The following is a 10,786-nucleotide window of genomic DNA, read 5'->3' as shown; positions in this document are numbered from 1 at the left end:
CTATTCCAAGGACACATGTAGTCGTTAACCACTGTCCTACATTTTCATTTACTTTTGCATTAAAAACAGATTGTACGCTAATTAATATTCCTGCTAATATAGCTAAACTAAATCCAATCAAAATCTACCCCTCCCTTTCATTGCTCATATATATTATCTTTAGCGACTTCCTTCATTCTACAAAAATCTTTAATTACAATAACTCCATTACTCTTTTCAATTAATTTTTCATTATAAAATCTTTGTAATACCCGTATTATGTGCCTATAACTTACCCCTATAAAATCCGCAATACTCGTTACCGAAGTTGCATCCAAATCCTCTTTATACATATTCCCGTTACTATCTGTTGAAATTGAAAGCAAATAACTAGCTACACGTACTTCTACAGGATAAAGTAAATTAAGAGCAGTAAAACGAGTCGATATTTTTAATGTGTTCGCAATGTTTTCAAGCAAGAACTTTATAAATATAGGATCATGTAATAACTTGTTTCTAATAACCGTATTAGAAATAGAGATTGCTACAACATCTGAACAAGCCTCAACGACATTATGTGCTTTGCTATTTTGAATTAGTTCAATATCACCAACAATGGCCAATGGATTGATAAAGCGAAGAATTAGTTTCTTCCCTTCAGGTGTAATCGTATAAACTTTTACTTTACCTTTAACAACAAAATATAAACGATCCATTTCGTCATCTATATTGCAAATGAGCTCGCCTTTTTCAAAGTGATTTAATTGAAAATAAGCTGTATCTATTTCTGAAAAAACCTCGAGCGTTTTATTGGTTTTCAAATAATGCGTAATTAAACCTGATCTATCCTCCATATTCATTTCTCCTTTCATTTACATATTAAATACAACAATACCTATAATCATTATTATTGTTCCCACAATATGATATCTCTCCATCTGTATCTTTTTTATATGAAATAGTCCTTTCATTTCAATAACTGTTGCCGTTAACAATTGAGCAACCATAAGTGTGCCAGCTGTCAATGTAACTCCTAGTGCATATATCGCCATAGTTTCTGCACAAATAATGAATCCACCAAATGCACCCGCTGCTAAATATATTTTTTTCACACTCTTTAAATCCGTTATTTTCTCTTCTTTCTTTAACAAAAATACAGTTGTTGCAATACTGAATCCAATTAAATGGGTTATAATACTCGTCGACCATATACCGATATGTGAACTAAGTTTCGCATTAAAGGTTCCTTGAAGTGTTATAAATATCCCCGCAAAAATAGCAAATATAATACCTTTCAAAAAATCATCTCCTCATCCTTTATTTCTGACTTAATTAAAAACCATCATCCTATAATGGCAAAAGGACAAATGTCACATCACTATGAAAATAACTTGGAATGAACAAAAAAACACACCTCAAAAATGCGAGATGTGTTTTTATTATTTATATATAATGTTTTGTAAATGAAAATTACGCTACATTAAAAGATTTCTTTTTCATAACAAACTTTGCAAATAAGAAACGTACAAGCGGTCCCATAATAATTAATTGTAATGGATATGCCATTATGAAATTTTTAATAAAAATCGAAAAATAAATGGAAACAAATGAATCTCCTTGTAGTCCACCATGTAAATACATCATAGCCATACCGAAAAATGACATAAAGAACACCATTCCAATTACCATAGTTGTCGCCATTGCAACGATAATATTTATTTTTTTAGATTTATCAAATGGCAATATGAATACAATTTTTTTCGCACAAGGTCCAACGATACATATTTCAATTAATAGTGCAATAATAAAGCCAATTAATAGTTCTAATGCAATCTCTTTAATATAAATTGGTCCTCCTGTTTCATTCATTAGTAAATTGTAAAACGTCATTACGATAACCATCCCAAGGCACATCATCATGCCAAATTGGAGGTTTTCCTTTCTTGTTGTTGGCAAATTTCATCACCCTTTCTCTTTGAGTCTTTGTCATTATATCGACATTGGAAACCCCTTCGTAAGTGAACATTTTGTGAACAAATTTAAAACGTTTTCATTTTTTCCTTTCTACTCAAATTCTCACTTTTACTTATAGAGGTTATATATATCGCAATGTTGAATTACTAAATTTAACATTGCATTACACTATTACTAGGAGGATAACCATGAATGAAGCAGAATTTTACGCATATCACATCGTAACAAGGAAAAAAATGCATATCGGACAAATCATTCTTTTTAACAAAAATCAACACAATACTCTATATCACTTCTTTTTTGAAAGAGAACAATTAAATGCTAGTGGTGAAGATGGCATACAAATTTTAAATAAACACTATAAAAATAACGAATTACATATAAATAATGAAAATACTAAAGTAGTTATGAGTTATATGGATCAAACAATTAGAGCATTTAGAGAAACAATTGTAGAAATGGTTAGACTACAAGAATTCCCTGAATACCCTTCCAGGTTATCTTGTTTATACGCTTCAAAAAGCTATGAAGATGCTTTAAAATGGAAAACATTATTTGATTCTTACAATCGAGAAGTTTTACAGATTGTTAAACTACGAGTGATCGGAAATTCTTTTGAAGGTGACGGGAATCTTTTACCGAAAGAAGATGGAATTCCTTTTTCTCAAAAAATCGAACAAGCTAGAGAGTATTGGAAAGGAAATATTAGAAATGATCTTCCTGAGCTACTGATTAATGGAGAAATTGAAGTGGTGGAAATTATTGATGACTTTTCCTCAATTCATATTTAATTTCTAACTAAATCATATAGGATGGAGATTACAATGAAGAAAAAAGTGTACTTCAATCATGATGGCGGCGTAGATGATTTAATTTCATTATTTTTATTACTTCAAATGGAAAACGTTGAACTTACCGGTGTATCTGTTATCCCAGCAGACTGTTATTTAGAACCCGCAATGTCTGCAAGTCGTAAAATTATTGATCGCTTCAGCAAAGATAATATTGCAGTAGCCGCTTCAAACTCTCGTGGGCAAAACCCGTTTCCGAAAGACTGGCGGATGCATGCATTTTATGTAGATGCTTTACCAATTTTAAATGAGTCTGGAAAAGTTGTAACACCCGTGGTGGCAAAACCCGCGCATCATCATTTAATAGAAACGCTTCTACAAACGGAAGGAAAAACAACTTTATTATTTACTGGGCCCCTAACTGACCTTGCTCGTGCATTATATGAAGCTCCCATAATCGAAGATAAAATTGAACGCCTCGTTTGGATGGGTGGTACATTTCTTAAAGCTGGCAATGTACATGAACCAGAGCATGATGGAACAGCTGAGTGGAATTCGTTTTGGGACCCTGAAGCAGTGGCTCGTGTATGGGATGCAAAAATTAAAATCGACTTAGTGACACTAGAAAGTACAAACCAAGTTCCGTTAACTATAAACATACGTGAACAATGGGCAAAAGAACGAAAGTATATTGGTATGGATTTCCTTGGTCAATGCTATGCAATGGTTCCCCCTCTCGTTCACTTCTCAACGAACTCTACCTACTATTTATGGGATGTACTAACTACCGCGCTTGTCGGAAACACTAACCTTGCAAAAACTGAAACAATTAATAGTATTGTTCATACATACGGACCAAGCCAAGGACGTACAGAAGAAACTACTGATGGACGACCTGTAAATGTCATTTATGATGTAAAACATGATGTTTTCTTTGAATATATTACTGAATTAGCAAAGAAAGCTGCTATCTGAACCCCTATAAAGTGATATAACTTCAGATAACGAGCCCCAATTTTAAAAATTGGTTGTAACTAGATATTTAACTATTAAAAAGAGTATTGAATTAAATTTCAATACTCTTTTTGTGCAATTTAATTATATTTGATTAATGTAGTGTCTTACAGATTATTCATTTCATAACCATTGACAAAATACGTTATTGTTTCTAACTCATCTGCATTTAATTCTCTATCTAGCTCTTGTTTATACGCTGCCTTTATCTTCTCTTCATCGCCTTTATGAGCTTCTGTATATGTTCCTACTGTTTTTAGCAAATGAATTTCTTGTAAAAACTCGTCTCGATTTATAGCTGTCCCATGAGAAAGAATATATGTCTCAGCATCAAATTTCTCTAATTCATCTATCAATTTAAACGTTCTTTTCGTCGTATAGTTCCACTTTGAAGAAAAAATATCTGCATATATACAATCTCCTACAAACAATATCTTTTCTTCTTTTATATACATAACAACTGAATCATGCGCATGATCTCCGCCCACATGTTTTAACACGCATGTCACTTCACCAAGGTCTAATTCCATTTGATCCTGGAACGTTAAGGTTGGAGGAATAATGTTAATATTTCTCGCTTTTTCTTCAAACTCTTTCTTGATACAATCCGCACAAAATGCAATTTCAGTACCCTCTTTTACGCGTGCGTCCAACGCTTCATCTGTCCATTCATAAGATACTATTGCCTGCATTTCTTTTTTCGTTTCAGCCTGCGAAATAGTTAATGCATTCTGTAATACAGATAATCCAAAAATATGATCCCAATGCCAATGCGTTAATGCTACAAAATCAGGATTCGATACATTTTGTTCTTTTAACATTTCTAAAAATAATTGTGCATGTTCTTCTGAATTTCCTGCATCAATCATTAACGTTTTTTCTTGTCCAACGACCATTCCTAAGATAGGTCTATCTGTTTCAGAAACAGGTGTCATATACCAAAATGAGTTTCCTATTTTTTTAATTTGTTGCATAACCAATTCCCCTTTTCATTTTCTCACTTAAAATTAATATATAAATTATAACGAATCACTACTTTTTTCTCTATAATCAAACACAATTACTTGGACTAATCTAACTTTCCTTTTCGTAAGCTAAAAATAAGGGAATAGAATCGGAGTGTGATACTATGGAACGTTTATGGATTCCAATGATTGTAACATTTTTTTCGTTCGGTGGATTACTATTAGGCGGTGCTGTTGGAGTAGCAACACGCCAACTCATTGAAGAAAAGATGCATCGTTTATACGCATTATGTGGCGGTATTTTGTTTGGGTTATTGTCACTTGAAATTATTCCTGAAACATTTTCAAGCTATGAAATGATTGGACCTATACTTGGTATAGCTATCGGTATTTTAGTTATGGGCTTATTAGATAACTATTGTCACCATCCAATGATACATAAAAAAGATCAGCAAGCATGGCAAACCTTTCTTTTTCTCTCTTTCGCTATATTTATTCATAATATACCGAGTGGATTTGCGTTAGGTACAGCTTTTATAAATCATAATGACTCTGCCATTCCCTTTTTAATAGCAATCGTCGTTCACCATATTCCAGAAGGATTAGCTTTAATTATTCCATTTCTTTTTACAAAACATAAATATATTTCCTTTTTATTAACGACTTTATTACTTTCTCTTATTCTCGGTACTGGCACAGTTTTTGGCATTTTGATGGAAGGAAAAGCTCTTCACCTGCAAGGCCTCATTATGGGAAGTGCTATTGGTTCACTTGGATATGTCACAATTCATGAAATGCTTTGGAAAGCTAAGAAACAGCTCTCTTTCCTTACATTTCTAATGTGGGCAACTAGTGGTTTTTTACTAATAACAGTGTTCACTTTATTCGCTGGTCATCATTAAAGTTGCTAAAGTGAAACTTTTGTTCCTCCCACACTGATTCTTGGATTACAAATAACTAGATAAATTTCTTACTTGTATATTTTTCCTTTTTATTCAAAACATAATGTTATCTACCTATTATAAGGAGGAACAATTATGTTTGGGAAAACAGCAGGTGAAGCATTAGTTGATTTATTAATTGATTGGGGAGTAGAACACATATACGGTATGCCTGGAGATTCCATCAATTCTATCATTGAAGCTTTAAGAAAAAAACAAGATAAAATTAAATTCATTCAAGTTCGCCATGAAGAAGCTGGTGCATTAGCAGCGGCCGCCTATGCGAAATTAACAGGAAAACTTGGCGTTTGTATGGCAATTGCAGGACCTGGTGCTATTCATTTATTAAATGGTTTATATGATGCGAAACTCGATAAAGCCCCTGTTCTAGCAATTTCAGGTCAAGTAGAAACCGATTTACTTGGAACGGACTTTTTCCAAGAAGTAAATTTAGAAAGAATGTTTGATGATGTTGCGGTTTATAACCAGCGTATTATGTCAGCAGAGCAACTACCTGCCGTAGTGAATCAAGCAATTCGAATGGCTTATACGAAAAAAGGTGTATCCGTTCTTACTATTCCAGATGATGTCCCGAAATTTGAAGTGAAAAATGGTGCCCGTGTTACAAATACTTCTTTTACTTTGCCTGAGTTGTTTCCACAAAAAGAAGATTTAGATGCAGCGAAACTCGCAATAAATGAAGCGAAAAAGCCTGTGATTTTAGCTGGAAAAGGAACAAAACATGCGAGAGAATCTTTACTTGCATTAGCAGAACAAATTGGTGCTCCAATCGTACTTACATTACCTGCTAAAGGAATTATTCCTGATGAGCATCCTCTTTGTATCGGTGGATTAGGATTAATTGGAACGAAACCTTCTTATGAAGCAATGAAGCATGCAGATACTTTAATTATGGTCGGTACTTCTTATCCGTTCACCGGCTTCTTACCTGAAAAAGCAAAAACAATTCATATCGATACAGATCCTGCCCAAATTGGGAAACGTTATGCGACAGATATTGGTTTAGCTGGTGATGCTGATAAAACATTACGATGGTTAATTGAAAATGTTGAAGAACACACAGATCATTCCTTCTTAGAACAGCACCAAGAAATGATGAAAAAGTGGGAAGATAAATTACACGATCAAGAAGAAGACTCTTCCATTCCAATTAAACCACAACGCGTTATGCATGCTCTGCAGCAAGTAGCACATGATGACGCAATTCTATCAGTCGATGTTGGAAATGTAACAGTATGGACCGCAAGACACTTCCGTATGACAAACCAGCAATTTGTCATTTCTAGCTGGCTCGCAACACTTGGTTGCGGTTTACCTGGTGCTCTTGCTGGAAAAATTGCATTCCCGGATAAACAAGTATTTGCAGTTTGTGGTGATGGCGGATTTGGAATGACGATGAATGACTTCGTAACAGCTGTAAAATATAAATTACCAATCGTTGTCGTCGTATTAAACAATAATAAAATTGCGATGATTAAATTCGAGCAAGAAGTCATGGGTAATATCGAATTCGAAACAGATTTAACGAACCCTGATTTTGCAAAATATGCAGAGGCGTGTGGAGGTATTGGATACCGTGTTGAGAATTTAGATGAACTCCTTCCCGCTTTCGAAAATGCAGTAAAACAAAATAAACCGTGTATTATTGATGTAGTTGTAGATGCTAACGAAGCACCAATGCCAGCAAAAATCACATTTGGTCAAGCCGCTGGTTATACGAAGCATATGATAAAAGAATTATTTGAAGAAGGTAAGATTGATTTACCTCCACTTTAGGCGAAAAAAGATAGCTGAAAACAATTTGTCTTCAGCTATCTTTTTTTATTTTTGTATCTCTTTATAAAAAGAAAAGTCATTCATAGTTGGTTGTACTTAAGACTCTTATTTTTTATCAAGAGTCTTTTTATTTAATTTCGCTTCAGTTAATACTATGTAATACTATGCATCTAAAAATCTTTATACATCTCGCTAACTATTTCAATTCTCTAAAGTTCGGATATACTTTATTTTATGAATGTATCGCACATCCACTTATAGAATTTTTCTTTCTCTTCAAATTGTGGATAATGAGCTGATTTCTCAAAAGTAATAAATTGTTTTTGATCTGCTTCTATCTTATCAAAATATGTTTTTGCTGCATGGAATGAAGCTTAGTAGGCAATGGATTTTTTAAATCCCTTTCTAATAAGACAGTTTGAGAATGTGATAATCCAACGTTATAAAGAATTACGTCTAACAAGTTATATTCATTACAGAAAGATTTGAAAACATCTCGCATACACATTTTTATAAAAACACATAGAAAAGAGCCCTTGCTTTCAACACAAGGACTCTTTTCATAAACTATTTAGCTACCTCTTTTTTCGGCATTACCATACCTTTATAAAGTTGAACAGTTATCCAGTAATACATGAAATAAATGACTAAGAAGATTCCTATTGGCACCCACACTTTCACAAACGGGTCAACTAATATAAAGCTGAATAAGTTAAGCCCAACTAAAACGTGAGAAATGCCAATGATCGCTGGGAAGATAAATAAATACGAAATTTCTTTATATATACTTTTCGTTAACATACTACGTCTCACACCAATTTTTCGTAACATTTCATAACGGCGTACGTCGCGAGAAGCACCTGTTAATATTTTGAACATAAGGGAACTTGCCATCATTGCTAAAAAGGCAATTCCGAGGAAAAATCCCATAAACATTGTTCCGCTCATGAAGCTGTTCATAAACTGATAAATTGTCATTTTCGTAAATAAGTCTACCTTTTCACCTGTTGCTTTTTCAATTTGTGCTTTTTGTCTCTTGTCTATTTCGATCAATAACGGTTTATATTTTTTCATATCATCTACTTTTGCTAATGTTACAGTATGTTCTGTTCCTTGAATCCCTTTATAATGCTCTTCGTCTGCAATTCTTACTGGTTTTCCGCTAAATTGATTATGCGTAATTTGTATCTCTCTTACAACTGCGTCTTCCCAATCCTTTGGCATATGAGGGAATTTTGCTAATTCAGGAGCCTCTAAAGCTGAATATACAGGTTCAGTTAAAGGTTCAGTCACACGTTTGCGAACAGGCTCTTTTAAAGTTTTTGTATCAAAATGGTCTGAAACAAGTGGCGGTTTCGCAGTTAAGTCGTTACGTAAATAATAAACCGCTTCTCCATCTACTTTATATTTGTACTTGCTTTCTTCAACAATTTCCATTTCTTTTAAGGCAGCTTTGTCTTGATCATTCGGATCATGAATTACAACATCATATACACGAGAAAAGTCTGTCATAATACCTACATTTTTTTGGAACGCCATACCTGCCGTCATCGCACCTGCGCCTAATGCAATTAACATTGCTACAGTACCTAATACTCTCGATAAACTATTTACTCGAAAGCGCAGCTGTGCATATGTAAAACTATTTAGACCAGTTTCATTTCGTTTTTTATTCCCCTTAATTTTCATCACAAAAAACGGGAGTAATGAACTAAAGATAAAATATGTTCCAAGTGTTGTAACGATGGTTGCTATAATAAAACCTAATTCAGCATAAATTTTTACATTGATCATAAAATAGTACCCTGTACTTACTAGTAATACACCAAGTACTGTCATTATTATAATGCGAGTTTTACTTTTCTTCACTTCATCTAGTGTTTCATCTTCACGAATTAACTCTAATTCAGTTTTACGTAATAATCGGACACTGTTCATTAAGCCAGTAATGAAAAATAGTATTAAGAAGAAAATAGCTGTGACTAAAATTGCTGGTGTGTATACAGATGCATAACTACCTTTTGCTGAAATTTCCATTCCATTCATTAAAAAGTTTCCTGCTACACTTGCAAGTAACATCCCTACTAAAATACCGATAATAATACTGACAATCCCCATACCGAATGTTTCAATAAATAATAACTGTGCTACTTTTTTCTTTTTCGCACCAAGCATCATGTACATACCGAATTCTTTTCTTCTTAACGTGAGTAAGAAAGAGTTGGCATATATAATATAAAATACAGTAATGAAAGATAATAGTATTGCACCTACCCAAAAGACGAGTCTAATACTACTAATTAGGCTATTATCTTTCGTAAATTCACTATTCATCGCCATCGTTTGGAACATGTAGAAAATACTAATACTAATAACGAGGCCAATAAGTAAAACCATATAATCTTTTAACATCTTTTTCATACTATGACGTGATAATTTAAATAACATAGTTTCGCCCCCTACTTAGACTCAGCAGCTGAGCCCATATGAGCGAGCACACCTAAAATGCCTTGATAGAAATTCTCTCTAGTGCCTTGACGATTTAATTCTTTATAAAGAAGACCATCTTGAATAAATAAAATACGCTCACAATAACTTGCACTAAATGCATCGTGTGTAACCATCAAAATACTTACATTATGATTTTCATGTAAATCTTGCATCGCTTCTAATAAACTTTTTGCGTTTTTACTATCAAGCGCACCTGTCGGTTCATCTGCTAATACAATTGCTGGATTATGTACTAAAGCTCTTGCCGCCGCTGTTCTTTGCTTTTGTCCTCCAGAAACAGCCGTCGGATATTTTGTTAAAATTTCGGTGATGCCTAATTTCTTCGCAACGTCATTTACCTTTCCAGTAATCTCACTTGACGGTACGCCTTGCAAAGAAAGTGGTAAAGCGATATTTTCATAAATTGATAAGTTTTCTAGAAGATTAAAATCTTGAAAAATGAAACCTAATTTTTGAGAGCGAAAATCAGATAACGCATTGCCCTTCATAGAAGTAATATTTGTACCAGCTATTGTCACACTACCACCTGTCGCTTGGTCAAGTGTACTTATCACATTAAGTAAAGTCGTTTTTCCAGAACCAGAAGGTCCCATGATCCCGACAAATTCTCCTTCTTTAATACTTAACGATACACCCCTTAATGCTTTTGACTGATTCTCATTTCTTTTCCCATACGTTTTTTCTACACTTTCTACAGTAACTACATTTGTTGACATCTCTTTCACTCCATCCCTTTTGTATAAAATTAATTTCTCACATATTTCTTATTATTTTGTCATGTAAATTCTTAAGAATTTTTTAATTATTCATTCAA

General features: G+C 33.6%; 11 protein-coding genes and 1 pseudogene. 4 read left to right on the top strand and 8 right to left on the bottom strand.

Annotation, left to right across the window (positions count from 1 at the left end; translation table 11 throughout):
• From ACQGS6_RS16820 to ACQGS6_RS16805, 4 genes are all read right to left on the bottom strand, one after another.
• The coding region (locus tag ACQGS6_RS16820) for a DMT family transporter (protein WP_426965334.1) at positions 1–121 on the bottom strand (121 nt) is incomplete at its 3' end.
• Between the two features lie 16 nt (positions 122–137).
• Positions 138–833 carry a Crp/Fnr family transcriptional regulator gene (locus tag ACQGS6_RS16815; protein ID WP_000390200.1) on the bottom strand — a complete coding sequence of 232 codons (696 nt, stop codon included), beginning with the start codon at positions 831–833 and terminating at the stop codon, positions 138–140.
• An 18-nt stretch (positions 834–851) separates the two neighbouring features.
• Complete coding sequence (locus tag ACQGS6_RS16810; RefSeq protein ID WP_044584443.1) at positions 852–1,277, bottom strand: DMT family transporter; 426 nt, start codon at positions 1,275–1,277, stop codon at positions 852–854.
• Between the two features lie 172 nt (positions 1,278–1,449).
• Positions 1,450–1,935, bottom strand: coding sequence for a hypothetical protein (locus tag ACQGS6_RS16805; protein WP_002103059.1), 486 nt, complete (start codon positions 1,933–1,935; stop codon positions 1,450–1,452).
• Positions 1,936–2,141: 206 nt separating this feature from the next.
• On the opposite strand from ACQGS6_RS16805, the gene ACQGS6_RS16800 reads away from it, so the two are divergent.
• Positions 2,142–2,744 (top strand): DUF2441 domain-containing protein, encoded by a 603-nt coding sequence (locus ACQGS6_RS16800; RefSeq protein WP_426965333.1) that lies wholly within the window; start codon positions 2,142–2,144, stop codon positions 2,742–2,744.
• Between the two features lie 21 nt (positions 2,745–2,765).
• The gene (locus tag ACQGS6_RS16795; protein ID WP_426965332.1) at positions 2,766–3,719 is read left to right on the top strand and encodes a nucleoside hydrolase; all 954 of its coding nucleotides are present in this window, start codon (positions 2,766–2,768) and stop codon (positions 3,717–3,719) included.
• A gap of 146 nt (positions 3,720–3,865) precedes the next feature.
• Here the strand turns inward: ACQGS6_RS16795 and ACQGS6_RS16790 are convergent, their stop codons facing one another.
• Positions 3,866–4,732, bottom strand: a complete 867-nt coding sequence (locus ACQGS6_RS16790) for an MBL fold metallo-hydrolase (protein WP_001186122.1) — start codon at positions 4,730–4,732, stop codon at positions 3,866–3,868.
• A 155-nt stretch (positions 4,733–4,887) separates the two neighbouring features.
• Between ACQGS6_RS16790 and ACQGS6_RS16785 the strand changes: the two genes are divergently transcribed.
• Both ACQGS6_RS16785 and ACQGS6_RS16780 read left to right on the top strand, forming a co-directional pair.
• The gene (locus ACQGS6_RS16785) at positions 4,888–5,625 is read left to right on the top strand and encodes a ZIP family metal transporter (RefSeq protein WP_000440615.1); all 738 of its coding nucleotides are present in this window, start codon (positions 4,888–4,890) and stop codon (positions 5,623–5,625) included.
• 135 nt (positions 5,626–5,760) lie between these two features.
• Positions 5,761–7,461 carry a pyruvate oxidase gene (locus ACQGS6_RS16780; protein ID WP_000467239.1) on the top strand — a complete coding sequence of 567 codons (1,701 nt, stop codon included), beginning with the start codon at positions 5,761–5,763 and terminating at the stop codon, positions 7,459–7,461.
• A 227-nt stretch (positions 7,462–7,688) separates the two neighbouring features.
• Here the strand turns inward: ACQGS6_RS16780 and ACQGS6_RS16775 are convergent.
• The 3 genes and pseudogenes from ACQGS6_RS16775 to ACQGS6_RS16765 all read right to left on the bottom strand — a co-directional run.
• A pseudogene (locus ACQGS6_RS16775) lies at positions 7,689–7,936 on the bottom strand (hypothetical protein); the annotation flags it as partial.
• 92 nt (positions 7,937–8,028) lie between these two features.
• Entirely contained in the window at positions 8,029–9,909 is a 1,881-nt protein-coding gene (locus ACQGS6_RS16770; RefSeq protein ID WP_426965331.1) for an FtsX-like permease family protein, read from the bottom strand.
• Between the two features lie 11 nt (positions 9,910–9,920).
• Complete coding sequence (locus tag ACQGS6_RS16765) at positions 9,921–10,688, bottom strand: ABC transporter ATP-binding protein (RefSeq protein WP_000106427.1); 768 nt, start codon at positions 10,686–10,688, stop codon at positions 9,921–9,923.
• Positions 10,689–10,786 lie beyond the last annotated feature (98 nt).

Origin of the sequence: Bacillus sp. GMs2/2 (assembly GCF_050172095.1) — a bacterium.
Lineage (GTDB): Bacteria > Bacillota > Bacilli > Bacillales > Bacillaceae_G > Bacillus_A > Bacillus_A cereus.
The sequence above is the reverse complement of the archived record's forward strand: the minus strand, read 5'-3'. Positions and strand labels throughout refer to the sequence as shown.